Raw genomic sequence first — 25826 nt, 5'->3', positions numbered from 1 at the left:
CGCCGCCGCCCGGCGCGCCCTCGGCATCGAAGCGCGGCAGGTGCTGGGTGGCCCCGGCGTCGCCCGCGTCGCTGCGGAAGAGGTTGTCGAACTCGGCCGGTGTCTGCCGGTCACCGCCGGGCGCGCCCGGCCCCGCCCCGTAGGGCGCCGGGCCCGGCACGGGCGGCAGGTACTGGGTGGCCTGCGCGTCCGGGTCCGCCGCGGCCGGCGGGCCCCCGGCCCCGGGCCGCCCGAGGAACCGCGTCGCATCGTCCGCGGGCGTCTCCGGCGGCAGCGCCCCCGGTCCCACCGGGGGTATGTACTGGGTCGCGCCCTCGTCGGCCGCGGCGGGGACCGGCGGAATGTACTGCGTCGCCCCTTCGTCGGGCGCGGTGGCCACCGGGGGGATGTACTGCGTGGCGCCCTCGTCGACGGCGGGCGGCAGGGGCGCGGCGTGCGGCAGGGGGTGTGCGCCCTGCCGCGGGTCCGGTGCGCCCTGGGGCGCGGACGGTCCGGCCGCACCGTACGCCGACGGCTGCGCGCCCTCGGCCGGCAGCGGCCCGGCACTCCAGGACGGCTGGGCGCCCTGCGCGCCCCAGTCCGGCACGGGCGCCTGGCCGGGCTGCTCTGGCGCGCCCCAGGGCTGTGCGGGGTCGGCCCCCCACTGCTGGGCGGGCGGCGCCTCGTTCTGCCCGGGGCCCCACGGCTGGCCCCATGCCTGGCCGCCCGCCGGGGCGGCCTGGCCGCCGGGAGCGCCCGCCGGGGCCGCACCGCGGCCGCCCGCCGGGGCCGTCACCCCCGGCAGCAGGGGCTCTCCGCCGTCGGAGGGCAGCACGATGCCTTCGCGCGCGGGCCGCGCCGAGGGCTCCTCGCCCTGTCCGCTCTGCGTCACCGGGACTCCTACGTATGGGGGACCTTCGGAATCGTCGGCTCACGCTACCGGGTCTCCCGAGCCGTGTGCCACGCAGCACCGGGCCCGGCCTCCCGTCCCCGTGACGCGGATTACAGGGATGGGAGCGGCCGCGCGGACACGAACCACTCGGAGGAGAGACGGAGAAGAGGCGGAGGAGAGGGGCTGCGAGGGCCCCGCTTCACCCGCTCACGCCGCCGCCTGCAACTCCAGCCGCGCCCCGAACTCCCGTACCACCGCCTCGTCCCGGTACGGCTCCAGTCGCTGCTGGAAGTCCTCCAGGTACTCGGCACCGCGGCCCGACCTCAGCGTGCCGAGCAGGTCCACCGCCTTCAGGCCCGTGTGGCAGGCCTGCTCCACCTCGCGCTGCTGCACCTGCGCGGTGGCGAGCAGCACCAGGCCGATCGCCCGGCGCCGGGCCCGGGACTCGGGATGCCCCGCCAGGGACTCCTCCGCGCACCGCGCCGCCGCCTCGGCCTGCCCCAGGTCCCGGTGGCAGTGCGCCAGTTCGTCCGCCAGATACGCCTCGTCGAAGTGGGCGATCCACGCCGGGTCGTCCCCGGACGCCGCATCGGCCGCCTCAAGGGCCGTGACCGCGCGGCCCGACGCGATCTGCGCGGCGCGCGCGTCGCCCATCAGCGCGTGCCCCCGCGCCTCGGCGGCATGGAACATGGCCTCCGCCCGGGGCGTCACCCGCCCCCGCGCGCCCTCCTGCGCCGCGCGCGCCAACTGCGCGATCTCACGCGGGCTTCCGAGCTGCGCCGCGAGATGGCTCATGGAGGCGGCGAGCACATAGCCGCCGTACCCGCGGTCACCGGCCGCCTGTGCGAGCCGCAGCGCCTGGATGTAGTACCGCTGGGCGAGTCCCGGCTGCCCGGTGTCGATGGCCATGTACCCGGCGAGTTCCGTCAACCGGGCGACGGCGGCGAAGAGTTCGCGCCCCACGGCGTCCCGGTACGAGCCCGCGAGCAGTCCCGAGACGACGCTGTTGAGGTAGTGCACGACGACCGGGCGCACATGCCCGCTGCCGTACTGGTGGTCGAGGTCGACCAGCGCCTGGGTCATCGCGCGCACCGCCGCCACGTCCGACGTTCCCACCCGCGGCCCGGCCGAACGCGCGACCTGCGCGTCGGGAGCGGAGATCAGCCAGTCACGGCTCGGTTCGACGAGGGCCGACGCGGCGGCCGAGGAGCCGGACAGGAAGTCGCGGCGGCCGACGTCGCTGCGCCACAGCTCGCAGACCTGCTCGATGGCGCCGAGCACCGTCGGCGAGAACTGCAGGCCCACGCCCGACGCGAGGTTCTTGCCGTTGGCCATGCCGATCTCGTCGATCGTGACGGCGCGCCCCAGCTTGCGGCCGAGTGCCTCGGCGATGACCGCCGGAGCCCGGCCCCGGGGCTGCTGCCCGCGCAGCCACCGGGCCACCGACGTCTTGTCGTAGCGGAGATCGAGACCGTGTTCCGCGCCGCACATGTTGACGCGGCGGGCGAGTCCCGCGTTGGAACAGCCCGCTTCCTGGATGAGTGCCTGCAGCCTCTCGTTCGGCTGCCGCGCGATGAGTGGCCTTGCGGCCATGGCGTACCCCCTGCTGTCTCACGGCTCGCCTCCGGGGCGCCCCTTCGGCTCACTCGCCTGTGGCTGCGGTGCCTGCCCACGCACCGAGTTGACGTGTCCTCAAGCGGCCGGCCCACCGGAGCACCGTCCCGTGCACCGAAAAGATCCGGCCTTGAAGATCAATGCCCAGCGGACATGCCTCTGATGCGGGACATGCGAGGATTGCCGGGGTAAAGGCCGATCCCGTACCCCACACGTGGTTACCCACCCCCCGCCGCCGATCCTCGTGCGCGCCCCCGCCCGTGCATCCATGCGCCCCGCCCGCCAGAACGGTGCCCCTCCCCGCGCATGTGGGATAAAAGGGACATGCCCAAAAAGCATTCCCGGCCCCGGAGATGGCACCCCGTCGGGCGGCCGTAACCCGCGGTGACGGCTAGAGTTGAGTTCATCGTGGAAGAGACCATCGCGGGCCCTGAAGCTGCCCACATCCCGAAGCAGCGCGGCGATTCGCTGCTGGAAGCCGCCGTACGGTACATCGAGGAACGTCACTGGGACGTGTTCCCCGGGACCTGGCTGGAGGCCGCCGGAGGGGAGCACCACTGCTCCTGCGGCCGGTCCGAGTGCCCCGTACCCGGCGCGCACCCGGTGGCCGACGACTGGGTGACACAGGCGACGGGCAGCGCGACCGTCGCGCGCGGCCTGTGGTCGAAGCAGCCGACCGCGTCGATCCTGCTGCCCACCGGGCGCACCTTCGACGCGATCGAGGTGAGGGAGACCGCCGGCTTCCTCGCCCTCGCCCGCATGGAGCGCATGGAGCTGACGCCCGGTCCCGTGACGCTGACGCCGGACCGGCGCATGCAGTTCTTCGTGCTCCCCGGCGCCTCCGCGAAGGTCCCCGACCTGGTGCGCAAGCTGGGCTGGTCCCTCTCCACCCTCGACCTGGCCGCCTTCGGCGAGGGTGCGTACATCGCCGCGCCGCCCACGCGGTACGGCTCCCGGGGCGCGGTGCAGTGGGTCTGCCGGCCGACGGCCGCGAACCGGTGGCTGCCGGACGCGGAGGAGCTGATCTCCCCCCTGGCGTACGCCTGCGGGCGGGACCGGTAGCTCCCCTCAGTCCCTCCGTGCGCCGGGGTGCGCTGGTGGGGGGTGGGACTCCGTGCGGGGTGCTCCTGCCCGTAGGGTGCTCGTATGACCGAGGGAGCTGGGGCGAGCGTGGCCGCCGTACGGGTGCAGGGGCTCTGGAAGCGGTTCGGGGAGCAGGTCGCGGTCGCCGGGATCGACCTGGAGCTGCCCGCGGGCCGGTTCATCGGGCTCGTCGGGCCGAACGGGGCCGGGAAGACCACCACCCTGTCGATGGTCACCGGGCTGCTCAGGCCCGACGCGGGCACCGTCGAGGTCGTCGGCAACGACGTGTGGCGGGACCCCGTCGCGGTGAAGGCCCGCATCGGCGTCCTGCCCGAGGGGCTCCGGCTCTTCGAGCGCCTGTCCGGACGCGAACTCCTCGGATACACCGGCCGACTGCGGGGACTGCCCGGCGCCGAGGTCGACAAGCGGGCCGCCCAGCTCCTCGACGTCCTCGACCTGGCCGGGGCCCGGCACAAGCTCGTCGTCGACTACTCGACCGGCATGCGCAAGAAGATCGGGCTGGCCGCCGCCCTCCTCCACAACCCCGACGTCCTCTTCCTCGACGAGCCGTTCGAGGGCGTCGACCCGGTCTCCGCGCAGACCATCCGCGGCGTCCTGGAGCGCTACACCTCCTCCGGCGCCACCGTCGTCTTCTCCTCCCACGTCATGGAACTCGTCGAGTCGCTGTGCGACTGGGTGGCCGTCATGGCGGCGGGCCGCATCCGCGCCCACGGCCCGCTCGCCGACGTGCGCGGCAGCGCGCCCACCCTGCAGGAGGCGTTCCTGGAACTGGTCGGCGCGCACGGCCGCATCGCGGGCGCCGACCTCGACTGGCTCGGCGGCGGCACCCGATGAGCACACCGGGGATCACCCCCACCGTCGTACGGCTCAAGCTGTCCCTGCTGCTGGGCGGGCTGCGGCGGTCCGCGGGGCGGCGGGCCGCGTACCTCACGTCCGCCGTCGTCGTGCTCCTGATCGCGGCTCTCCAGCTGATCGGCCTGATCGCCCTGCGCGGCACCGCGCACGCCGCCACGATCGCGGTGCTGCTGACCGCGGTCCTCGCGCTCGGCTGGGCGGTGATGCCGCTGTTCTTCCCCAGCGGCGACGAAACGCTCGACCCGAGCCGTCTGGTGATGCTGCCGCTGCGCCCCCGGCCCCTGGTACGGGCCCTGCTGGTGGCGTCCCTGATCGGCATCGGGCCCCTGTTCACGCTCTGCCTGTTCACCGGATCGGCGATCTCCGTGGCGCACGGGGCGGCCGCGTACGCCACCGCCGCCGTCGCCGTCGTCCTCGGGCTGCTGGTCTGCGTGGCGCTCGCGCGGGCCGTCGCCGCCGCCAACAGCCGGCTGCTGACCAGCCGCAAGGGCCGCGACCTGGCCGTCCTGAGCGGACTCGTCATCGCGGTCGGCGCGCAGCTCGTCAACTTCGGCGCGCAGCAGCTGGGTGCGGCCGGGCTGTCGCGGCTGGACCCGGCGGCGGACGTGCTGCGCTGGCTGCCGCCCGCCTCCGCGATCGGCGCGGTCGACTCCGTGAGCAGGGGCTCCTACGGCACCGCGGCCGCCCAACTCGCGCTGAGCGCCGCGGCGGCGACCGGTCTGCTGACCCTGTGGTCGCGCAGCCTGACGCGGCTGATGACCTCACCGGACGAGTCCACCCTCCAGGCCGCCGAGCCGGGCCCGAGGGAGCGCACCTCGACGGGCCTGTCCCGGCTGCTGCCCCCGGGCCGCACCGGCACCGCGGCGGAACGCAGCCTGCGCTACGTGTGGCGCGACCCCAAGACCAAGGCGGCGTGGGTGACCTCGCTCGCGATCGGGCTGATCGTGCCGGTCTTCAACGCGCTGCAGGGCACCGGCTCGGTCTACTTCGCCTGCTTCGCGGCGGGCATGCTCGGGATCCAGATGTACAACCAGTTCGGGCAGGACACCTCCGCGTTCTGGATGATCGCGACGACGATCGCCTCCCCCCGGGACGCCTACGCCGAACTGCGCGGCCGCGCACTGGCCCTGCTGCTGATCACGCTGCCGTACGCCACGCTCGTCACCGTGGTGACGACCGCGCTGCTCGGCGCCTGGCCCAGGCTGCCCGAGGCACTCGGGCTCTCCTTCGCCCTGCTCGGCGCGATGCTCGCCACCGGCGCCTGGTCCTCGGCCCGCTTCCCGTACTCCATCCCGCAGGAGGGCTACAAGAACGTGGTCCCCGGCCAGGCCGGGCTCGCCTGGATCTCCATCGTCGGCGGCATGGTCGCGGCGGCCCTGCTGTCCTCGCCCGTGATCGCGGGGACGATCTGGCTCAACGTCGCCCCGGGGGGCCGCGACTGGGCCTGGCTGCTGCTGCCCGCGGGCGCCGGGTACGGGACGCTGCTCACCCTGCTCGGTCTGCGCCTCGCGGCCCCGCAGACCGCGCGGCGCCTGCCGGAGATCCTCGCGGCGGTCAGCAAGGGATGAGCAAACCGGCGGGGCGGACATCGCAAGACGCAACGATTTCGCCGCAATCTTCGAGGAAGCAGCTGTGGGCTGCGTCACGTTCGAGTTGAATAAGGGCGAGCGAGCGGACGAACGCTCCGTACGTGCGGACGCAGCAGCCTGCAGGGGGTTCGGGTGAGTGCTTCCCGGCGTAGTGGGACAACGGACGAGCTCGGGCCGGACGAGCCCGAGCGGGATGGTGCCGATCTCCTCGCCGCGCTCCTCGACGGGATGGACGCGGCCCTGTGCGCCTTCGACGCCGGCGGGATCGTCACCCACTGGAACCGGGAGGCCGAACGGATCCTGGGATGGACCGCCGCCGAGGCCGTGGGACGGCGCGGGTTCGCGGGGTGGGCCGTGCGCACCGCCGACGCCGCCGAGGTCGAGGCGCGGCTGATGTCCGCGATGACGGCCCCCGGTCGCCAGGTGCACGAGTTCGCGCTGCTCACGAAGGACGGCGGGCGGGTGCTCGTACGGACCCAGTCCGCGGCGGTGCGGGGGCCCGATGGAAAGCCGGCCGGGGTGTACTGCGCCTTCAGCGAGGTCCACGCGCAGATCGACCTGGAGCGGTCCATCGCCCTGAGCGAGGCGCTGTTCGAGGACGCGAGCTGGGGTGTCGTCCTCGTCGACGCGGATCTGCGGCCCGCCGTCGTCAACGCGTACGCGGCCCGGGCGCTCGGCACCGGACGCACCGCCGTGCTCGGACGGCCGCTGGGAGACCTGCTCGCCCAGGGCGTCGAGGAGTTGGAGAGCGCGCTGACCCATGTGCTGGCCGAGGGCGCCCCGCCGGCTCCCGCCGAGATGTGGGTGAGCGTGCGCACCGCCGAGGGCGGGCAGCCGCGCTGCTGGCGCAGCGGTTTCCTGCGGCTCGCCTCGCCGCTCGCCGAGGAACCGGTTCCGCTCGGTGTCGGATGGCTGTTCCTGGACATCACCGAGGCCAAGCAGAACGAACAGGAGGCGGCGCTGCTGCGGTTCCGCTCCAACCAGTTGCACCGCGCGGCGCGGGCGGCGGCCGAGTGCGAGGACCCGAGGGAGGCGGCCACCGTCCATCTGGACTTCGCGCTCGCCGGGTTCGCCGATCACGCCCTGATCGACCGGGTGGCGGGCGGCTGGGTGGCGGACGGGGACGGGCCGGTACGGCTGGTACGGGCGGCCGCGACGCCGTCCGGCGCGCCGGGGCCGAGCGTGCACGCCGACAAGGCGGGACTGCCCGTGCCCTACGGTGAGGGGCATCCCGCCCTGCAGTGCGTGGCGCGCGCCGGCTCGGTGCGGGCGGGCGCGGGCGACATCGGCCCGGAAGCGGCCCGCGCCTGGGCGCTCGCCCGGCAGTGGCCCGCGGACACGGTGCACGCCCTGTGCACGGTGCTGCGCAGCCGCGGGCGGACACTGGGCGTGGTGACGTTCCTGCGGGGAGCCGGCCGCAGCCGGTTCGAACGGGGCGACGCGGTCTACGGGGAGGACGTGGCGGTCCGCATCGCCGCGGCCCTGGACCTGGCCGACGCACAGGAGGGGCCACGGGAGACGTAGCCCGCCGGTCACCCGAAGCGACAAGAGCCGACGGTACCCCGCCGCGCCTCGGCACCCTGCGCTCCGGCGGCCCGTCCGCGCCGACGCCACGCCTCACCGACCCGAACCACCCGCCGCCCCACGCCCGCAGCGAACGACCCCGCAAGCGCCCCGCGCGCCACCCGCACCCCTCCCGGCAACGGCCCGCACCCCCACCCGCCCGCGCACCGCCCACGCCCACCCCGCACCGCACCGCACCGCACCGCACCGGCACCCTGCGCAGAACGTGCCCCCCGCCCCACTCCTGGCCGACCCGCACACGCCCGCCCCCGCAGCAAGCGCCCCGCAAGCGGCCCGCGCGCCGCCCGCCCCGCTGCACGCGGCCCCCGCCGGGTGGCCCGTGGCGCGCGGTCGCTGGTCCGGTGGCGGTTCTGGCTACGTCTGTCGGTAGAAGATCCGGTCGCCGTACTCGCGCATCACCCGGGCGTTCCACTCGTGGCCGCCGTCCACGTTGCCCGATCGCAGCAGTGGCGGTTCGATGCCGCGGTCCGCGAGGGTGGCCGCGGCCGTGGCCATGACCGCCTGGAGCAGGGCCGCGGTGACGACCGTGGAGGCGGGCGCGAAGGGGGCCTCGATCGTGTCGAGGACGAGTTCCGCGTCGCCCACCGCGATCTTCGAGTCGAGGACGACGTCGCAGTGGTCCTTGAGGTACGTGCCCGAGGCGTGCCGGGACGTGGTCTCGGTGGCGTACGCCACCGAGGTCACCCCGATGACCCTGACGCCCAGCGCGCGGGCGCTCGTCGCCATCTCCACGGGCAGCGCGTTGCGCCCGGACAGCGAGATGATCACCAGGAGGTCGCCGACCCGCAGGGGGCTGGTGCCGAGGACCGCGCTCGCCAGGCCGTCGACCCGCTCCAGCGCGGACCCCAGCGTCGCCGGCATGACGTCGACGCCGACCACGCCCGGGACCGCGAGCAGGTTCATCAGGGCGAGTCCGCCCGCCCGGTAGACGATGTCCTGCGCGGCCAGCGAGGAGTGCCCGGCGCCGAAGGCGAACAGCCGGCCGCCGGCGGCGACGGTGTCCGCGATCAGCGTGCCGGCCGCCGCGATCGGCTCGGCCTCCTCGTCCCGCACCCGCTGCAGCAGACCGATCGCCGCGTCGAAGAACCGCCCGGCCGGATCGCTCCCGCCCCGCTGCTCCCCGTCCCTCGGCTGCTCGCTCATCGGCGGCTCCCCTTCGAAGTCCGGTGCCGGTTCCCGGTGGCCGTTCCCGCCGGACGGCCCGTGTCGCGGATCACGTTGCGGTCTGGACCAGTGCGCTGTCAATACGGCCTGGACGAGGGCCGGACCGGCGCCGTCCGCGCTCCCCCGGTTTCACCGGTGCGCCCCGGTTGTCAGTGGGATGCGTCAGAATTGAGGTCAGGGCCAGCGCATGCCGGTGTGCCGTCGAGCCTCCGGCAATCTCATCGAGGGGCACGTATGTCCGGACTGATCGACACCACGGAGATGTATCTCCGCACCATCCTCGAACTGGAGGAGGAAGGCGTGGTCCCGATGCGCGCCCGTATCGCCGAGCGGCTCGACCAGAGCGGCCCGACGGTCAGCCAGACGGTGGCGCGGATGGAGCGGGACGGCCTGGTGTCGGTCGCCGCCGACCGCCATCTGGAACTCACGGGCGAGGGCCGCCGCCTCGCCACCCGCGTGATGCGCAAGCACCGGCTCGCCGAGTGCCTGCTCGTCGACGTGATCGGGCTGGAGTGGGAGCAGGTGCACGCCGAGGCATGCCGCTGGGAGCATGTGATGAGCGAGGCGGTCGAGCGCCGCGTCCTGGAGTTGCTGCGCCACCCCACCGAGTCGCCCTACGGAAACCCGATCCCGGGCCTTGAGGAGCTGGGCGAGCGGGACGGCGCGGACCCGTTCCTGGACGAGGGCATGGTCTCGCTGGCCGAGCTGGCCCCCGGCACGGACGGCAAGACGGTCGTGGTGCGCCGCATCGGTGAGCCCATCCAGACGGACGCGCAGCTGATGTACACGCTGCGGCGGGCGGGCGTGCAGCCCGGTTCCGTGGTCAGCGTGACGGAGTCCGCGGGCGGCGTCCTGGTCGGCAGCGGCGGCGAGGCGGCCGAGCTGGAGTCCGACATCGCGTCCCACGTCTTCGTGGCCAAGCGCTGACCGCACGCTCAACCCCTGTGACTCCAGGGGAAGTTGTGATAATCCCGCGATCGTACTGAAACCAAGATTCAGTGCACGGAACCGCAGCGCGCGGGCGGTTCGCATGCGAGGCTGTCGCATGAGGCATATGACCGGAGGGGCTCTTGGCCGACGCCGACAGCGATGTCACACGGCCGGGAAGGGGGCGGGAGGATGTGCCGCACATACAGGGAAAGCCCCGGCACCCGAGAGCGCCGGGGCTTGTCCTCCCCTGTTGTGACCCGGAGCCCCGAGCTCTCAGGGTCATCCCCCTCGGACCGTTTTTCCCCGAGCGGTCCGCCTCCGCTGAAGATCTCCCCGCGGAGGCGGCGGCCAATCATCGAGAGGTGTCACCCGAAGGTGGGGTGTTGTCTCCGGAAAAGGCATTTTCGAATAGCCATTCGATAATGTGGCACCACCGCAGGACGGCAACACTCCGCGACAGCGGTGATCAGCAACACCCGCAGGAGCAGCAGCACGACAGCGGCAGTACGACGAGCGCGTGGACCCGCCGCTCGAAGGGGAGTGAGCGGTCCGGGCGGAGCAGGGGGGTTCCAGACCATGGTGCGGCGCACCGATGTGACCGGAGCGGACGGCCTACGCCTGGCCGCATGGGAGTTCGCCGATCCTCCCAAGGCCAGGGAGAACGAGCGGGCACCGGGCGTGCTCTTACTGCACGGCCTCATGGGCCGCGCCTCGCACTGGGCGGCCACCGCCCGCTGGCTCTCCGAGCGGTACCGCGCCGTCGCACTCGACCAGCGCGGCCACGGCCAGAGCGGCAAACCGCCGGACGGCGAGTACACCCGTGAGGCGTACGTCGACGACGCGGAGGCCGCCCTCGAACAGATCGGCCTCGCCCCGGCCGTCCTCGTCGGCCACGCCATGGGCGCCCTGACCGCCTGGCAGCTCGCCGCCAGGCGCCCCGACCTCGTGCGCGCGCTGATCATCTGCGACATGCGGGCCTCCGCGCTGGGCGCCGCCACCCAGCGCGAATGGGAGAACTGGTTCAAGTCCTGGCCCCTGCCCTTCGCCACCCTCGCCGACGTGCGCAAGTGGTTCGGCGAGGACGACCCCTGGGTGGAACGCCCGAACCCGGCCCGCGGCGAGTTCTACGCCGAGGTGATGGCCGAGTCCGCGGACGGCTGGCGGCCCGTCTTCGAGCCGGAGCAGATGCTGAGGTCCCGCCAGACCTGGGTGTACGACGCGCACTGGGAGGAACTGACCCAGGTGCGGTGCCCGGCCCTGGTCGTCCGCGGGCTGGACGGCGAGCTGGGCCGCGCGGAGGCCCAGGAGATGGTGCGTGTCCTGCCGCGCGGCCGGTACGCGGAGGTGGCCGACGCCGGCCACCTCGTCCACTACGACCAGCCGGAGGCGTGGCGCGCGGCGATCGAGCCGTTCCTGGACGAGGTGCTCACACCGTGACCGCCCGGGCACCCGGAGCCATCGCGGTCGTCCCCTCGGAAAAGTGGTTGATCGGTGGCCGATCGGTTCCTAGGGTGTGGAGCACACGGAAAGGAGGTGGTTCGGCAGATGTATGAGAACCGGACGTGTGAGGTGGCTGCGGGCTAGCGGCCCGCCACCACATCCAGTGCGGTGCCGGACCAGCGCATGTGCACCATGCGCAGCCGGCCTAATCCAACGCAGTCACCCGACCCGCGAGCTCGCCGGTGTGTCCGGCCGGCTCCCCGCCGCCAGGCGGAGGACCCGAGCTCGCGGGTCGTCTGCGTTCCCGGGCCCTCCCGCCGCGCGTCTCAGGGGCTGAGCCGCTCCACCCGCCATGTCCCGTCCGGCTCGGCGGCGTAGCGGAGGCGGTCGTGGAGGCGGTTGCTGCGGCCCTGCCAGAACTCCACCGTCCGCGGCGCGATGCGGTAGCCGCCCCAGTTCGGCGGCACCGGGACCTGGGTGCCCTCGGGATAGCGGGCGCTCAGTTCCCGGTAGGCGGTGTCCAGCTCGGCACGGGAGCCGATGACCGAGGACTGGGTGCTGGCCCAGGCGCCGAGCTGGGAGCCGTGCGGCCGGGTGCGGAAGTAGGCGGCCGTCTCGTCGCGGCCGGTGCGGCTCGCGGTACCCGTGACGACCACCTGGCGCGCCATCGGGTGCCAGGGGAAGAGCAGCCCGACATGCGGATTGACCGCCAGGTCCAGCCCCTTGCGGGAGTCGTAGTTGGTGTAGAAGACGAAGCCCTGTTCGTCGTACCCCTTCATCAGGACCGTGCGGGAGCTGGGGCGCCCGTCGGCGTCCGCCGTGGAGACGATCATCGCGTTCGGTTCGTAGACCATGCCCTGCACGGCGGCCTGCGCGGCCTGCCTGAACCAGCGGGCGAACTGGTCCATGGGGTGGGGGGCGAGCGACGACTCGTCCAGGCCCTCGGCGCGGTAGTGGGCCCGCATCGCGGCGGGGTCGGGGCCCAGGTCCTCGGCGGGGCCCTCGGCCGCGCGTTCGACGATGGGCTCGATGGCGGGTTCTTCTGCGGGTTCGTCCGGGAAGAGGTCGGTCACGCCGATCATCTTGCCGTATGCGCCCCGGGCCTCCGGTGAGGGTGTGGTTCATCACGGGAATGGCACTGAGTGCCGCCTCCTCTCCCCAAAGGTGGCACTCGGGGATATCGTGCTGATGCCGCTCGGGTTGGATGACCGCCGACCGATCGGGGCATCACCGGGGTGACCGTTTCGGACCGCGAGTTTTCGAGAACGACCGTGGAACCGGGACGGCGAACCGCTCCCGGCAGCTGACGTCCGACGCCCGCCGTCCCACCGGGCCCGGGGGGCGGGCGGGAGACCCATCGACCACATCCGCCGCACACATCACGAGGAGCCGCCTGATGTCCGACTTCGTACCCGGGCTCGAAGGAGTCATCGCGTTCGAGACGGAGATCGCCGAACCGGACAAGGAGGGCGGGGCCCTGAGGTACCGGGGCGTCGACATCGAGGATCTGGTCGGCCATGTGTCGTTCGGCAACGTCTGGGGGCTGCTCGTCGACGGCGCCTTCAACCCCGGACTGCCGCCCGCCGAGCCGTTCCCCATCCCGGTGCACTCCGGTGACATCCGTGTCGACGTGCAGTCGGCGCTGGCCATGCTCGCCCCGGTGTGGGGCCTGAAACCGCTGCTCGACATCGACGTGGAGCAGGCCCGCGACGACCTGGCCCGCGCCGCCGTCATGGCGCTGTCGTACGTCGCCCAGTCGGCCCGCGGCCAGGGCCTGCCGATGGTGCCGCAGCGCGAGATCGACAAGGCACACTCCGTCGTGGAGCGGTTCATGATCCGCTGGCGGGGCGAGCCGGACCCGAAGCACGTCGCCGCCGTCGACGCCTACTGGACGTCGGCCGCCGAGCACGGCATGAACGCGTCCACGTTCACCGCCCGGGTCATCGCTTCCACCGGCGCCGACGTGGCCGCCGCGCTGTCGGGCGCGGTGGGCGCCATGTCCGGCCCCCTGCACGGCGGTGCCCCCTCCCGTGTCCTCGGCATGATCGAGGAGATCGAGCGCACCGGCGACGCCCGGGCGTACGTCAAGGGGGCCCTCGACAAGGGCGAGCGGCTGATGGGCTTCGGCCACCGGGTGTACCGCGCCGAGGACCCGCGGGCGCGCGTGCTGCGCCGCACGGCCCGCGAGCTGGGCGCGCCGCGCTTCGAGATCGCGGAGGCGCTGGAGCAGGCGGCCCTGGAGGAGCTGCACAACCGCCGCCCGGACCGGGTCCTCGCCACCAACGTGGAGTTCTGGGCGGCGATCGTGCTCGACTTCGCCCAGGTACCGGCGCACATGTTCACATCGATGTTCACCTGCGCCCGTACGGCCGGCTGGTCCGCGCACATCCTGGAGCAGAAGCGCACGGGCCGGCTGGTGCGCCCCTCCGCCCGCTATGTGGGCCCCGGCGCCCGCGGCCCGCAGGAGGTCGAGGGGTACGCGGACATCGCCCGCTGAGCGGTCACACTGCCGCGTGGGCACGGGGCGCCGTGTCCTCGCGGGGTGCCGCGCGTGCGGGTGCGCCCCCTGTGGCGCGTGCGGCTCGATGCCGGTCCGGCCGCCGCGCCGGGAACCGCGTCTGACCAGGGGGCAGCGTTCGGGGCCGCGGATGCCCTCGACTCGATCGAGCGAGAGCGTGACGTGCCTGCGCCAGTCATGGCCGCCGGTCATGCTGGGCGAGCCCGCCGCGGACGCCTAGGACGGGCGGTTCCCCGCTCCAGACCGAGGCGAGCCCAGCGCCTGCTCCAGCAGTGCCGCCCACTGGGTCACCACCCGCTCCCGGCGGCCCGCGTCATCGGTGAGCAGGTTTGCCAGGCCCAGGCCGCGGGCCATGTCCAGCAGGCCCTGGACCGTTTCGCGGGTGCCCGGCCGGGACTCGTCGGCGGCGAGCAGGTCGACGGCGATGCGGTGGGTCTCGCGGCCGACGCGGGCCTCCAGCTCCGTCACGCGCGGCCGCAGCTGGTCCTCGTTCGAGGCGGCGACCCACAGATGCAGGGCCGCGCGGAACAGCGGCCCGGTGTACAGGTCGACCAGGGCCGCGACCACGGCTCGGCGGTCGGCGGCGCCCTGCGGGAACAGGGCCCGTATCGCCGTGGAGCGTTCCTCCGCCACGTACTCGACGGCCGCGGTGAACAGGTCCTCGCGGGTCGGGAAGTGGTGCTGGGCGGCGCCCCGGGAGACCCCGGCGCGCTCGGCGACAACGGAGACGGTGGAGCCCGCCCAGCCGTGTTCCGCGAGACAGGCCACGGCGGCCTCCAGGAGCCGCTGCCGGGTGGCCCGGCTGCGGTCCTGCTTGGGGAGGCGTTCGGCCGTGCTCACATCACCCATGCGGGGTCCCGTCGTTCGAGGAAGGCCGTCATCCCCTCGCGGGCCTGCGGGGAGGAGAACAGCCGGGCCGAGAGCGCGGTGAGGCCGGCCGCGTCCCGGTCGAAGGTCTCCAGCACAGTAGCCGTGAGCAGCCCTTTGGTCTCGGCCAGCCCCTGGGGCGAGGCCCTGCGCAGCCCGTCGAGCACGGGCGCGAGGACCTCGTCGACGTCGTCGCCCGCCGCCGTGAGCAGTCCCGCGCGGACGGCCTCGGCGGAGTCGAAGCGCTCGCCGGTGAGGTAGTAGCGGGCGAGGGCACGGGGGTCGCTGCGCGGCAGCAGCGGCAGGGAGATGACGGCGGGGGCGACGCCGATGCGCACCTCCGTGAAGGCGAAGGTGGCCGCGGTGGAGGCGGCGGCGATGTCGCAGGCGCCCAGCAGGCCCAGGCCCCCGGCCCGTACATGCCCCGTCACCCGGGCGACGACGGGTTTGCTCAGGCCGATGATCTGGCGCAGCAGATCGACCAGGCCCTCGGGGTGCGGCGGGTCGCGCAGGTCGGCGCCCGCGCAGAAGGTGTTGCCGGTGTGGGTGAGGACGACGGCGCGGACGTCGCCGTCCGCGGCGCAGCGGGTCAGGGCGTCCGCCAGGCCGCCGACGAGCGCGGCCGACAGGGCGTTGCGGTTGCCGGGCGAGTCGAGGGTGAGGGTGGTGATGCCCCGGTCGTGCGTGGTGTGGACGAGTTCGGTCACGAGCGCTCCCTCAGCTGTCGGCGCAGGATCTTTCCGGAGGCGGCCCTCGGCACCGCGTCGACGAAGGTGACCTTCCGGACGCGTTTGTAGGGGGCGACACGTTCGGCGACGTACATCATCACGTCTCCTTCGAAGAGGTCGACCGCGTCCGGCTGGCGCACCACGAAGGCGTGCGGGACCTCGTTGTTGTCGTCGTTGTAGACGCCTATGACGGCGGCGTCCGCGATCTCGGGGTGGGTCAGCAGCAGGGCCTCCAGTTCGGCGGGAGCCACCTGGAAGCCCTTGTACTTGATGAGTTCCTTGACACGGTCGACGACGAACAGCCAGCCGTCGGCGTCGACGTACCCGACGTCCCCGGTGTGCAGCCAGCCGTCCTGGTCGATCATCGCGTCGGTCGCCTCCGGCCGGCCCAGGTAGCCCTTCATGACCTGGGGGCCGCGGATGGCGATCTCGCCGGGCTCGCCCACACCGAGGTCGCGGTCGGGGTCGTCGAGGGAGAGGATGCGCATCTCAGTGCCCGGTATGAGCTTGCCGACGGTGCCCGGGGGCGTGTTCTCGGCGCCGAGCGGGACGACGTGCGTGCCCGGGGACAGTTCCGTCATGCCGTACGCCTGGCCGACCGGCGGCAGTCCGAGCCGGCGCGAGCAGGCCGCGGCGAGGTCGGCGTCCAGGGGGGCGGCGGCGGAGATGACGTACTTCAGGGACGACAGGTCGTAGCCCTCGACGGCAGGGTGCTTGGCCAGCGCGAGGACGATCGGCGGGGCGACGTACAGGTGCGTGATGCGGTGCTTCTCGATGGCCGCGAGGAACGTCTCCAGGTCGAAGCGCGGCAGCACGACGACCGCGGCGCCCAGTCTCAGGGGCGCGTTCATGAGGGCGGTCAGCCCGTAGATGTGGAAGAACGGCAGGACGGCGAGGATCCGCTCGTCGGGGCCGGTCGTCGCCAGCGGTTCGAGCTGCGCCAGGTTCGTGGCGATCGACCGGTGGGTGAGCATCACGCCCTTGGGGATGCCCGTGGTGCCCGACGAGTACGGGAGGGCCGCGATGTCCCTCACGGGATCGATGTCGACGTGGGGTTCGGGCGCGGTGGTGGCCAGCATGTCGATCAGCGAGCGATGGCCGGGCGCGCTGTCGCAGACGAAGATCTCCTGTATGCCGCCCGCCTTTTCCGCGGCCGAGCGGGCCGTCTCCAGGAAGGGTGACACGGTGACGATCCAGCGGGCGGCCGAGTCGCGCAGCTGCTTGGCGAACTCCTCCGCCGTGGCGAGCGGGTGCACGGTCGTCACCGATGCTCCCGCGCGCGTGGCGGCGTAGAACGCCGTGGGGAAGGCGATGGTGTTGGGGCTGTGCAGGGCGAGGACGTCGCCCTTGCGCACGCCCGCCTCGGCGAAGGCGGCGGCCAGCCGCCGGTGGAACCGGTCGAGCTGCTCGTACGTGAGCGTGGTGCCGTCCACGCCGTCGATCAGGGCGGGCCGCTGCGCGAACTCGGCGGCCCGGCCCAGGACCGCCTCGTGGATGGGCAGTTCGACGGCCTGGACGTCTGCGTACTGGCTTCGGAACACGGTTCCTCCTCGTACGGCTCTGTACGACTGCGGTACGGCTGCGGTGGGGCCGCCGGCGCCTAGTACGACTTCGGCAGGCCCAGGGTCTGGTGGGAGACGTAGTTGAGAATCATCTCCCGGCTCACCGGCGCTATACGAGACACGCGCGCGGCCGTAATCAGCGAGGCGAGCCCGAACTCCCGGGTGAGGCCGTTGCCGCCGAGGGTGTGCACGGCCTGGTCGACGGCCTTCACGCACGCCTCCCCGGCCGCGTACTTGGCCATGTTGGCGGCCTCTCCGGCGCCGATGTCGTCCCCCGCGTCATACAGGTGGGCGGCCTTCTGCATCATCAGGCGGGCCAGTTCGAGCTCGATGTGCACCTGGGCGAGGGGGTGGGCGATCGCCTGGTGGGCGCCGATGGGCTGCTTCCAGACGGTGCGCTCGCGCGCGTACTCGACGGCACGGGAGAGCGCGTACCGCCCCATGCCGACCGCGAAGGCGGCGGTCATCACGCGCTCGGGGTTGAGGCCGGCGAACAGCTGGAGCAGTCCGGCGTCCTCGTCGCCGACGAGCGCGTCGGCGGGCAGCCGTACGTCGTCCAGGGTCAGTTCGAACTGCTTCTCCGCGCTGGACAGCTCCATGTCGAGCTGCCGCCGCCCGAAGCCCGAAGTGTCGCGCGGGACGATGAACAGGCACGGCTTGAGGCTGCCGGTGCGGGCGTCCTCGGTGCGGCCGACGATCAGGGTCGCGTCGGCGATGTCCACGCCGGAGATGAACACCTTGCGCCCGGTCAGCACCCATTCGTCACCCTCGCGGCGGGCGGTGGTGGTGATGCGGTGGGAGTTGGAGCCGGCGTCGGGTTCGGTGATGCCGAAGGCCATGGTGCGGGTGCCGTCCGCCAGGCCGGGCAGCCACCGCTCCTTCTGCGCGGTGGTGCCGAAGCGGGCGATGACCGTGCCGCAGATGGCGGGCGAGACGACGAGCATGAGGAGGGGGCAGCCGGCCGCGCCCAGCTCCTCCAGCACGATGGAGAGTTCGGCGATCCCGCCGCCTCCGCCGCCGTACTCCTCGGGGAGGTTCACACCGAGGTAGCCGAGTTTGGCGGCCTCCGCCCACAGTTCGGTGGGGTGGCGGCCCTCCTTGAGGAGAGTGGTGACGTACTCGCGGCCGTAGCGCTTGCCGAGGGCGGCGACGGCCGCGCGCAGGTCCTTGTGTTCGTCGGATTCGATGACGGGGCTCATGTCGGCCTCCCGGATACGGGTTCGTTGTGTGTGCTCGCGCTCGCGGCCGCTCGCGGCCGCGGCCGCACGGTGGTGCTGTCCCGCGCCCCTATCGGGGCGTGTCGTCTCGGGGCGTGTCGTCGTCCACGACGGCCAGCAGCGTGCCCGGCTCCACCTGCCGGCCGGGGTGCGCGTGGAGGGCGGTGACGGTGCCGGAGACCGGCGCCGTGATCTTGTGTTCCATCTTCATCGCCTCAAGCCACAGCAGGGGCCGGCCGGCTTGTACGCGGGCTCCGACGGCGAGACCGTCGGCGACGCGGACCACCGTGCCGGGCATGGGCGCGAGCAGGGAGCCGGGGGCGTGGCCGGCCGCCGGTTCCGGGAAGCGGGGCAGGGCCGTCAGGGCGGTCGGCCCGACGTACACCTGGTCACCGTAGCGGGCCACCTCGAACTTCCGCTGGACGCCGTCGATGTCGAGGACGACGAGGCGGGCGTCGGCGTGCACCACGCGCACCCCGTCCGCCGCCAGGCCCTCGCGGGTGTGCCGGTAGCGGACCTCGTGCTCCTCGCCCGCCATGAGGTAGCGCTTGACCTGCGGCTGCGACGGCAGGTTGCGCCAGCCGCCGAACCGCGAGCGGCCGTGCGCGTCCGCGAGCGCGGCGGCCAGGGGGGCGTACGGGTCGGGGGCGGGCTCGGTGAGCTGCGGCAGACGGCGCTCGTAGAAACCGGTGTCCGCCCGGACCGCCGTGAACTCCTCGTGACGCAGGGACCGTACGAGCAGGTCCCTGTTCGTCACCGGGCCGTGGATCTCGGCCCGCTCCAGGGCGCCGGCCAGCTTGCGGACGGCCTCCGAGCGGGTCGGGGCGTGGGCGACGGCCTTGGCGAGCATGGGGTCGTAGTGGACGCCGATCGTGTCGCCGTCCGCGTACCCGGTGTCCAGGCGCACACCCGGCACGGCGAGGCGGTGCAGGGTGCCGGTCTGCGGCGCCCAGTCGCGGGCCGGGTCCTCGGCGTACAGGCGGGCCTCCACGGCGTGGCCGCGCGCGGAGGGAGGCTCCTCGTCGAGAACGGCGCCCTCCGCCACCCGGATCTGCAGTGCCACCAGGTCGATCCCGAACACCGCCTCGGTGACCGGGTGTTCCACCTGCAGGCGGGTGTTCATCTCCAGGAAGTGCGCCCGCCCGTGGGCGACGAGGAACTCCACGGTGCCCGCGCCCACGTAGTCGACGGCACGGGCGGCCCGCTCGGCCATCTCACACAGGGAGCCGGTCAGTTCGGGCGTCAGACCCGGCGCGGGGGCCTCCTCGATCACCTTCTGGTGGCGGCGCTGCAGGGAGCAGTCCCGGGTGCCCAGCGTCCACACCGTGCCGTGCGTGTCGGCGAGGATCTGCACCTCGACGTGGCGTCCGCCCTCCACGTAGGGCTCGACGAAGACCTCGTCGTCGCCGAAGGCGGCGAGCGCCTCGGCGCGCGCGGCGGTCAGTTCGGCGTCCAGGGTGTCCAGGTCCCGTACGACGCGCATCCCGCGTCCGCCGCCGCCGGCAGCGGCCTTGACCAGGACGGGCAGGTCGTCGGCGGTGACGGTGGCCAGCGGCTGAAGGCCCATCAGCTTCTTCGCGCGGGTCTTGGAGGCCATCGCCTCGATCGCCTCAGGCGGCGGCCCGATCCAGGCGAGGCCCGCCTCGCGCACCGCGCGCGCGAAGCCGGCGTTCTCGGACAGGAAGCCGTAGCCGGGGTGCACGGCGTCGGCACCGGCCGCGAGGGCCGCCTTCACGATCAGGTCGCCGCGCAGATAGGTGTCCGCTGGAGCCGCGCCCGGCAGCCGTACGGCCGCGTCCGCCACGCGTGTGTGCAGCGCGCCGGCATCGGCGTCCGAGTGCACGGCCACGGTCCGGATGCCCAGCTCGCGGCAGGTTCGGGCGATACGGCAGGCGATCTCGCCGCGGTTCGCCACCAGTACGGAAGTAATCACGGGCCTCACATCCGGAAGACGCCGAATCCGCCACGCGCGCCCTCGTAGGGCGCGGTGTGGATCGCGGACAGGCACAGGCCGAGAACGGTGCGGGTGTCGCGCGGGTCGATGACCCCGTCGTCGTACAGCCGCCCGGACAGGAACATCGGCAGGGACTCGGACTCGATCTGCTGCTCCACCATGGCCCGCAGGGCGGCGTCGGCGTCCTCGTCGTACGGCCGCCCCTTCGCGGCCGCCGACTGCCGGGCGACGATCGACAGAACGCCGGCGAGCTGCTGCGGGCCCATGACGGCCGACTTGGCGCTGGGCCAGGCGAACAGGAAGCGCGGGTCGTACGCCCGCCCGCACATGCCGTAGTGGCCGGCCCCGTAGGAGGCCCCCACGAGCACGGACAGGTGCGGGACCCGGCTGTTGGACACCGCGTTGATCATCATGGCGCCGTGCTTGATGATGCCGCCCTGCTCGTACTCCTTGCCCACCATGTAGCCGGTGGTGTTGTGCAGGAACAGCAGCGGGATGTCCCGCTGGTTGGCGAGCTGGATGAACTGGGCCGCCTTCTGGGACTCCTCGCTGAACAGCACCCCTTGCGCGTTCGCCAGCACCCCGACGGGATAGCCGTGCACGGCGGCCCACCCGGTGCACAGGCTCGTCCCGTACAGCGGCTTGAACTCGTCGAAGTCCGAACCGTCGACGACACGGGCGATGACCTCGCGCGGATCGAAGGGCACCTTCAGGTCGCCGGGCACGATCCCGAGGAGTTCCTCCGCGTCGTACTCGGGCGGACTCGCCGGGCCCGGATCCGGGTACGCCTTGCGGTGGTTGAGGCGGGCGACGACGCGCCGCGCCTGCCGCAGGGCGTCCTGCTCGTCGACGGCGTAGTAGTCCGCGAGGCCCGACACGCGCGCGTGCATCTCGGCACCGCCCAGGGACTCGTCGTCGCTCTCCTCGCCGGTGGCCATCTTCACCAGGGGCGGCCCGCCGAGGAAGACCTTGGCCCGCTCCTTCACCATGATCACGTGGTCGGACATGCCCGGCACGTAGGCGCCGCCGGCCGTCGAGTTCCCGAAGACGACCGCGACGGTGGGGATCCCGGCCGCGGACAGCCGGGTGAGGTCGCGGAAGATCGCTCCGCCGGGGATGAAGATCTCCTTCTGGGACGGCAGGTCGGCGCCGCCCGACTCGACGAGGCTGATGCACGGCAGCCGGTTGGCGAGCGCGATGTCGTTGGCGCGCAGCGCCTTCTTCAGGCTCCACGGGTTGCTGGCGCCGCCCCGCACGGTCGGGTCGTTCGCGGTGATCAGGCACTCGACGCCCTCGACGACGCCGATGCCGGTGACCAGGGAGGCGCCGACGGTGTAGTCGCTGCCCCACGCCGCGAGCGGGGACAGCTCCAGGAAGGGGGTGTCCGGGTCGAGGAGCAGTTCGATGCGCTCACGGGCGAGCAGCTTGCCGCGCCCGCGGTGCCGTTCGACGTACTTCTCGCCGCCGCCCGCGAGGGCCTTGGCGTGCTCGGCGTCCAGTTCGGCGAGTCTGGCGAGCATGGCGTCACGGTTGGCCCGGTGGTCGGGGTCGTTGACGTCCACGGCCGTGGACAGGACCGTCACGGGAGGACCTCCGAGGGGTCGGACGGGTGGTCGGATGCGCGGCCGGGCGGAGGGCCCGGTGCGCGGTCGGCGGTCGCCAGCAGGGCCTCCGGTATGTCGAGACGGCGGGCGCGCAGCCATTCGCCCAGGCCCTTGGCCTGCGGGTCGAAGCGGTGCTGCGCGGCGACGCCCTCACCGAGGAGCCCCTCGACGAGGAAGTTCAGGGCGCGCAGGTTCGGCAGGACATGGCGTACGACGGCCAGGTGGGCCGTCTCCGGGAGGAGTTCGCGGAAGCGGTCGACGGTGAGGGTGTGGGCGAGCCACCGCCACGCCTCGTCCGTGCGCACCCACACCCCGACGTTGGCGCTGCCGCCCTTGTCCCCGCTGCGGGCGCCGGCGACCAGCCCGAGTGGGGCGCGCCGCGTGGGCCCCGCGGGCGGCGGTGCGGGCAGGGGCGGCTCCGGCACGTCGGCCGGGTCCAGCGTGGCGGGGGCCGGCGGCACGGCGACGCGCCGTCCGCCGGGGAGGACCGCCGTGTGCTGCACGGACGCGCGGTCGACGTAGGCGGCCTCGAAGACCCCGTACGGCGCGCCCTTGCCCGGCGGGGCGACCACATGGAAGCCGGGGTAGCTGGCGAGCGCGAGTTCGATCGCGGCGCCGCTGAGCGCGCGGCCCACCGGCTCCGGGGCGGGGTCGCGCACGACGAGCCGGAGCAGGGCGCTCGCGGTCTCCTCGGTCGGGGCGTCGGGGTGGTCGGTGCGGGCCAGGTCCCAGCGCACCTCGGACGGAGGGGACTTGGCCGCGTTCAGGGCCGCCTCCATCTGGTCCCGGACGAGCGCGGCCTTGGCCTCGATGTCGAGGCCGGTCAGCACGAAGACGACCTCGTTGCGGAAGCCGCCGAGGCGGCTGCGGCCGGCCTTCAGGGCCGGGGGTGGCGCCTCCCCGCGCACGCCCTCGACACGCACCCGGTCGGGCCCCTCCTGGGTGAGCCGGACGGTGTCGAGGCGGGCGGTGACGTCAGGCCCGGCGTACCGGGCGCCGGCCGTCTCGTACAGGAGCTGCGCGGTGACCGTGCCGACGTCCACGACGCCGCCGGTGCCGTCGTGCTTGGTGATGACGCTGCTGCCGTCCTCGTGGATCTCGGCGAGCGGGAAGCCCGGGTGGCGCAGCAGGGCGGGCGGATGGTCGGTGAAGAAGGCGTAGTTGCCGCCGGTGGCCTGCGCCCCGCACTCCAGGACGTGCCCGGCGACCACCGCGCCGGCCAGCCGGTCGTACGCGCCGGGTGACCAGCCGAAGTGGGCGGCGGCGGGCCCGGTGACGAGCGCGGCGTCCGTCACCCGCCCGGTGACCACGATGTCGGCGCCCTCGCGCAGGCACGCGGCGATGCCGTGGCCGCCGAGGTAGGCGTGGGCGGCGAGGGTGCCGGGGTGGGAGGCGGTGAGGTCGTCGCCCTCGACGTGGGCCACGCGCGCCGGGATGCCGAGGCGGTCGGCCAGCTCCCGTATCGCGTCGGCGAGTCCGGCGGGGTTGAGGCCGCCGGCGTTCGTCACGATCCGCACCCCCCGCTCGTGGGCGAGGCCCAGGCACTCCTCCAACTGGCGCAGGAAGGTGCGCGCATAGCCTCCGGCCGGGTTCTTGAGGCGGTCGCGGCCGAGGATGAGCATCGTCAGTTCGGCGAGGTAGTCACCGGTGACGACGTCGAGGGGGCCTCCGGTGAGCATCTCGCGCAGGGCGTCGAAGCGGTCGCCGTAGAACCCGGACGCGTTGCCTATGCGCAGGGGCCGGGGGGCCGCCGGGGCGGGGGTCACGTCGCGGCTCCCGTCGCCGTGCCGCTCTCGGGGACGCCGCCGGGCGCGGCCGGCTTGGCGGGGCCGCCCTCGAACGGCCGGTGCGCGCCCGGTTCTGCGCCGGGCGGCCGGTTTCGGCCCGGTTCTCCCTTGGGCGGCCGGCCCGTCCCCGGCGGCCCCGCGAACGCCTGGGCGATGTCCAGCCAGCGGTCCGCGTCCGGCCCCTCGGCCCGCAGCGCGAGGTCGGCCCGGTGGGCGCGCTGGGTGACCAGCAGACAGAAGTCCAGCGCGGGTCCGGTCACCCGCTGCGCGGCGTCCTCGGGCCCGTAGGTCCAGACGTCGTTTCCGGACGGCGCGAGGAGCTCCACCCGGAACTCCCCGTCCGGCGCGTTCTGCCCCCGTACCGCGAAGGCGAAGTCACGTGCCCGCACGCCGATGCGGGCCACATGCCGCAGCCGGTCGGTGGGGGTGCGCACCACACCGAGCGTGTCCGCGACGTCCTGTCCGTGCGCCCAGGTCTCCATCAGCCGGCCGGTGGCCATGGACGCGGCCGACATGGGCGGCCCGTACCAGGGGAAACGGGTGCCGGACGGCGCGGCGCGCAGGGCGCGGTCCAGGGCGGCACGCCCCTCGCGCCACTCGGCGAGCAGCCGGGCGGGCGGCAGCGCGGCGCCCTCTGCGGCGGCCTCGTCGACCCATGTCCCGGGCGATCCGAGCGCCTTCTGCACCTCCGCCGCGAACGCCTCCGTGTCGGTGACGGCCAGCAGCGCGGCCCGGTCCGTCCAGGCGAGATGGGCGATCTGGTGGGCGACGGTCCAGCCGGGGGCGGGCGTGGCGAGCGCCCATCGGGTCTCCCCCAAGCCGGCCACCAGCCGGTCGAGTTCCTCGCTCTCCCGGCCCAGATCGTCGATGACGGACGACGCGTCGGACACGATGCGCTCCCCTCCGGGCACGACGGTGTGTGTGGGGAGCATGGCAGCGGGGATGAAAACAAGCAAGCGTGCTTGCATGGATTTCTCCGTCGCGGCCGGGCGGCGCGCCCGCGGTCCGGCGGTCACCGCCCGCACGCCCTCTTCCCCTGTGGCACACCGCCGCCGAAACGACGGCTCGGCGGTGACGGCCGGTCGCGGTTCGGGGTGCTCCCCAACACAGCAGCCACAGGCCCCTGTTGCCCGCTATCGCGTCGAACTCAGGTTTTTCGAACGCCTGTTGGGTATCGTCGGCTCCTTACACAGGCACCCCATGGGCCTCACTCGTGTCACAGGTGAGCGGTCCAGGCATGTGGGGGAGCCCGCCGGACCGGCGCTCGCCGGACCGGCGCACCGGTACACACGGGGAGGACAACACACTCATGCAGACGACGTTTTGGAGTCGCCGCCGCTTCGTCGGCTTACTGAGCGCCGTCACGGCCGCCGCCGCGTCTCCCATCGCGTTGACACCCGTGACCCGCGCCGCCGCAGCCGACGGCGGGACGGTCGATCCGCTGGCCCTGCCGGACACCGACCGCGGAAGAGCCGTCAAGGCATGGATGACGGGCGGCAGAGCCGTCAGATCGGCCGCGGCCGAGGCGCTGCACGGTACCGAGGCGGACATCCAGACCTTCCTCGCCGAGACACTTCCGAAGGCGACGATGGAGGACAACCGCGTCGCCCTCTTCACCTACCTCGCCCATTCCGGCAAGGGGCTGCGCCGCGAGGCCGTGGACGCCCTCAACAACGGTGACAGCGCGATCGCCGCCTTCCTCAAGGACGGCTTCAAGCCCGCCATCCTCGAGGACCTGGAGGTGGTGACGGCCACCATCTCCAGCACCGGCGGCAAGGGGGTCAAACGGGAGGCCTCCGACGCCCTGAGTGCCGGCACGCAGGCGGCTGTGGAGGACTTCCTGCTCCAGGGCCAGTACACCGCCCGCGAAGAGGACATGCGGGTGGAGATCAGTACCCTGATGTTCACGGCCGGTCCGGAGGTGCAGAAGTACGCGGACCGCGCCCTCAGCGGCACGGCGGCCGACGTCCAGTGGTTCCTGGACACCGGCCAGCACATCGCCCGCGCCCGGGACCAGGAGTCGGCGACGATCGAAGAACTCGTCGCGGTCGTCGAGCGGGAGGGCAAGCGCGCGCAAGCCGAGACCGACGAGGCCGTCGAGGCCTCCGAGCGGGCCAAGGCCGCCGCGGAGAAAGCGAAGGAGGCCGCCGAGAAGGCGGCTGCGGAGGCGGACGCGGCCAAGGACGACGTACAGAAGTCCGGAGCCGCCGCCCGCAAGGCGGCCAATGCCGCCAAGGGCGCCGCGGACGCCGCCCGCAACGCCATCAACGCCTCCCACGCCGCCGTGGCCGCGTCCCAGCGTGCTTCCTGGGCCGCCACCGCGGCCTCGCACGCCGCCGCGACCGCCGGAAACGCCGCCGCCGGCGCCTACAACGCGGCGATCGCCGCCTCCAAGGACGCCTCGAAGGCCAACGCGGCGAAGAACGCCGCCGTCGCCG

Annotated in this window: 19 protein-coding genes and 1 pseudogene; 8 read left to right on the top strand and 12 right to left on the bottom strand. The window is 73.5% G+C overall.

All coding sequences use genetic code 11. From position 1 onward, the window contains the following. Both ACFSL4_RS15025 and ACFSL4_RS15020 read right to left on the bottom strand, forming a co-directional pair. A pseudogene (locus ACFSL4_RS15025) lies at nucleotides 1–871 on the bottom strand (hypothetical protein); the annotation flags it as partial. Nucleotides 872–1078: 207 nt separating this feature from the next. Continuing rightward, complete coding sequence (locus tag ACFSL4_RS15020) at nucleotides 1079–2464, bottom strand: transcriptional regulator (RefSeq protein WP_381082662.1); 1386 nt, start codon at nucleotides 2462–2464, stop codon at nucleotides 1079–1081. Between the two features lie 429 nt (nucleotides 2465–2893). On the opposite strand from ACFSL4_RS15020, the gene ACFSL4_RS15015 reads away from it, so the two are divergent. The 4 genes from ACFSL4_RS15015 (at nucleotide 2894) to ACFSL4_RS15000 (ending at nucleotide 7557) form a co-directional block, all read left to right on the top strand. Beyond that, nucleotides 2894–3547, top strand: coding sequence for a bifunctional DNA primase/polymerase (locus ACFSL4_RS15015; RefSeq protein WP_381082660.1), 654 nt, complete (start codon nucleotides 2894–2896; stop codon nucleotides 3545–3547). Between the two features lie 84 nt (nucleotides 3548–3631). Further along, entirely contained in the window at nucleotides 3632–4423 is a 792-nt protein-coding gene (locus ACFSL4_RS15010) for an ABC transporter ATP-binding protein (RefSeq protein ID WP_381082658.1), read from the top strand. Then, nucleotides 4420–6012, top strand: a complete 1593-nt coding sequence (locus ACFSL4_RS15005; protein WP_381082656.1) for a transporter — start codon at nucleotides 4420–4422, stop codon at nucleotides 6010–6012. Before ACFSL4_RS15010 ends, ACFSL4_RS15005 begins: the two co-directional genes overlap by 4 nt. Before the next feature lie 153 nt (nucleotides 6013–6165). After that, nucleotides 6166–7557, top strand: a complete 1392-nt coding sequence (locus ACFSL4_RS15000; RefSeq protein ID WP_381082654.1) for a PAS domain-containing protein — start codon at nucleotides 6166–6168, stop codon at nucleotides 7555–7557. A gap of 414 nt (nucleotides 7558–7971) precedes the next feature. Here ACFSL4_RS15000 and ACFSL4_RS14995 read toward each other — a convergent pair whose 3' ends face one another. Next, nucleotides 7972–8760: an SIS domain-containing protein gene (locus ACFSL4_RS14995; RefSeq protein WP_381082652.1), complete on the bottom strand. Its 789-nt coding sequence runs from the start codon at nucleotides 8758–8760 to the stop codon at nucleotides 7972–7974. 255 nt (nucleotides 8761–9015) lie between these two features. Here ACFSL4_RS14995 and ACFSL4_RS14990 point away from each other — a divergent pair, with 255 nt between their 5' ends. Both ACFSL4_RS14990 and ACFSL4_RS14985 read left to right on the top strand, forming a co-directional pair. Further along, a complete protein-coding gene (locus tag ACFSL4_RS14990) occupies nucleotides 9016–9708 on the top strand; it encodes a metal-dependent transcriptional regulator (protein WP_381082650.1) in 693 nt (230 codons plus the stop codon). A gap of 579 nt (nucleotides 9709–10287) precedes the next feature. Next, nucleotides 10288–11148 carry an alpha/beta fold hydrolase gene (locus ACFSL4_RS14985; protein ID WP_381082648.1) on the top strand — a complete coding sequence of 287 codons (861 nt, stop codon included), beginning with the start codon at nucleotides 10288–10290 and terminating at the stop codon, nucleotides 11146–11148. A gap of 329 nt (nucleotides 11149–11477) precedes the next feature. Here ACFSL4_RS14985 and pdxH read toward each other — a convergent pair whose 3' ends face one another. After that, nucleotides 11478–12116, bottom strand: coding sequence for a pyridoxamine 5'-phosphate oxidase (gene pdxH / locus ACFSL4_RS14980; RefSeq protein ID WP_381082664.1), 639 nt, complete (start codon nucleotides 12114–12116; stop codon nucleotides 11478–11480). Between the two features lie 431 nt (nucleotides 12117–12547). Between pdxH and ACFSL4_RS14975 the strand changes: the two genes are divergently transcribed. Beyond that, nucleotides 12548–13648, top strand: a complete 1101-nt coding sequence (locus ACFSL4_RS14975) for a citrate synthase 2 (RefSeq protein ID WP_381082646.1) — start codon at nucleotides 12548–12550, stop codon at nucleotides 13646–13648. Between the two features lie 237 nt (nucleotides 13649–13885). On the opposite strand, the gene ACFSL4_RS14970 is transcribed toward ACFSL4_RS14975, so the two are convergent. The 8 genes from ACFSL4_RS14970 to ACFSL4_RS14935 form a co-directional block, all read right to left on the bottom strand. Further along, nucleotides 13886–14518, bottom strand: a complete 633-nt coding sequence (locus tag ACFSL4_RS14970) for a TetR/AcrR family transcriptional regulator (protein ID WP_381082644.1) — start codon at nucleotides 14516–14518, stop codon at nucleotides 13886–13888. Further along, complete coding sequence (locus ACFSL4_RS14965) at nucleotides 14506–15243, bottom strand: enoyl-CoA hydratase family protein (RefSeq protein WP_381082642.1); 738 nt, start codon at nucleotides 15241–15243, stop codon at nucleotides 14506–14508. The genes ACFSL4_RS14970 and ACFSL4_RS14965 overlap by 13 nt, the downstream gene beginning before the upstream one ends. Next, complete coding sequence (locus ACFSL4_RS14960; protein ID WP_381082640.1) at nucleotides 15240–16805, bottom strand: 4-coumarate--CoA ligase family protein; 1566 nt, start codon at nucleotides 16803–16805, stop codon at nucleotides 15240–15242. Before ACFSL4_RS14960 ends, ACFSL4_RS14965 begins: the two co-directional genes overlap by 4 nt. A 59-nt stretch (nucleotides 16806–16864) precedes the next feature. After that, nucleotides 16865–18025 carry an acyl-CoA dehydrogenase family protein gene (locus ACFSL4_RS14955; protein WP_381082638.1) on the bottom strand — a complete coding sequence of 387 codons (1161 nt, stop codon included), beginning with the start codon at nucleotides 18023–18025 and terminating at the stop codon, nucleotides 16865–16867. Nucleotides 18026–18113: 88 nt separating this feature from the next. Next, nucleotides 18114–19976, bottom strand: a complete 1863-nt coding sequence (locus ACFSL4_RS14950; protein ID WP_381082636.1) for an ATP-binding protein — start codon at nucleotides 19974–19976, stop codon at nucleotides 18114–18116. Between the two features lie 5 nt (nucleotides 19977–19981). Next, entirely contained in the window at nucleotides 19982–21580 is a 1599-nt protein-coding gene (locus ACFSL4_RS14945; RefSeq protein ID WP_381082634.1) for an acyl-CoA carboxylase subunit beta, read from the bottom strand. Beyond that, nucleotides 21577–23367 (bottom strand): acyclic terpene utilization AtuA family protein, encoded by a 1791-nt coding sequence (locus ACFSL4_RS14940; protein WP_381082632.1) that lies wholly within the window; start codon nucleotides 23365–23367, stop codon nucleotides 21577–21579. The genes ACFSL4_RS14945 and ACFSL4_RS14940 overlap by 4 nt, the downstream gene beginning before the upstream one ends. Beyond that, nucleotides 23364–24320, bottom strand: a complete 957-nt coding sequence (locus tag ACFSL4_RS14935; RefSeq protein WP_381082630.1) for a TIGR03084 family metal-binding protein — start codon at nucleotides 24318–24320, stop codon at nucleotides 23364–23366. The genes ACFSL4_RS14940 and ACFSL4_RS14935 overlap by 4 nt, the downstream gene beginning before the upstream one ends. Before the next feature lie 377 nt (nucleotides 24321–24697). Between ACFSL4_RS14935 and ACFSL4_RS14930 the strand changes: the two genes are divergently transcribed. Continuing rightward, the coding region (locus ACFSL4_RS14930) for an ALF repeat-containing protein (RefSeq protein WP_381082628.1) at nucleotides 24698–25826 on the top strand (1129 nt) is incomplete at its 3' end.

It is taken from the genome of Streptomyces caeni (assembly GCF_042678285.1).
GTDB lineage: Bacteria > Actinomycetota > Actinomycetes > Streptomycetales > Streptomycetaceae > Streptomyces > Streptomyces caeni.
The sequence above is the reverse complement of the archived record's forward strand: the minus strand, read 5'-3'. Positions and strand labels throughout refer to the sequence as shown.

Coding starts and splice junctions, on each gene's coding strand:
- ACFSL4_RS15020 (WP_381082662.1), bottom strand. CDS start 2,464: ATGGCCGCAAGGCCACTCATCGCGCGGCAGCCGAACGAGAGGCTGCAG.
- ACFSL4_RS15010 (WP_381082658.1), top strand. CDS start 3,632: ATGACCGAGGGAGCTGGGGCGAGCGTGGCCGCCGTACGGGTGCAGGGG.
- ACFSL4_RS15005 (WP_381082656.1), top strand. CDS start 4,420: ATGAGCACACCGGGGATCACCCCCACCGTCGTACGGCTCAAGCTGTCC.
- ACFSL4_RS14995 (WP_381082652.1), bottom strand. CDS start 8,760: ATGAGCGAGCAGCCGAGGGACGGGGAGCAGCGGGGCGGGAGCGATCCG.
- ACFSL4_RS14990 (WP_381082650.1), top strand. CDS start 9,016: ATGTCCGGACTGATCGACACCACGGAGATGTATCTCCGCACCATCCTC.
- ACFSL4_RS14985 (WP_381082648.1), top strand. CDS start 10,288: ATGGTGCGGCGCACCGATGTGACCGGAGCGGACGGCCTACGCCTGGCC.
- pdxH (WP_381082664.1), bottom strand. CDS start 12,116: ATGCGGGCCCACTACCGCGCCGAGGGCCTGGACGAGTCGTCGCTCGCC.
- ACFSL4_RS14975 (WP_381082646.1), top strand. CDS start 12,548: ATGTCCGACTTCGTACCCGGGCTCGAAGGAGTCATCGCGTTCGAGACG.
- ACFSL4_RS14970 (WP_381082644.1), bottom strand. CDS start 14,518: ATGGGTGATGTGAGCACGGCCGAACGCCTCCCCAAGCAGGACCGCAGC.
- ACFSL4_RS14955 (WP_381082638.1), bottom strand. CDS start 18,025: ATGAGCCCCGTCATCGAATCCGACGAACACAAGGACCTGCGCGCGGCC.
- ACFSL4_RS14935 (WP_381082630.1), bottom strand. CDS start 24,320: ATGCTCCCCACACACACCGTCGTGCCCGGAGGGGAGCGCATCGTGTCC.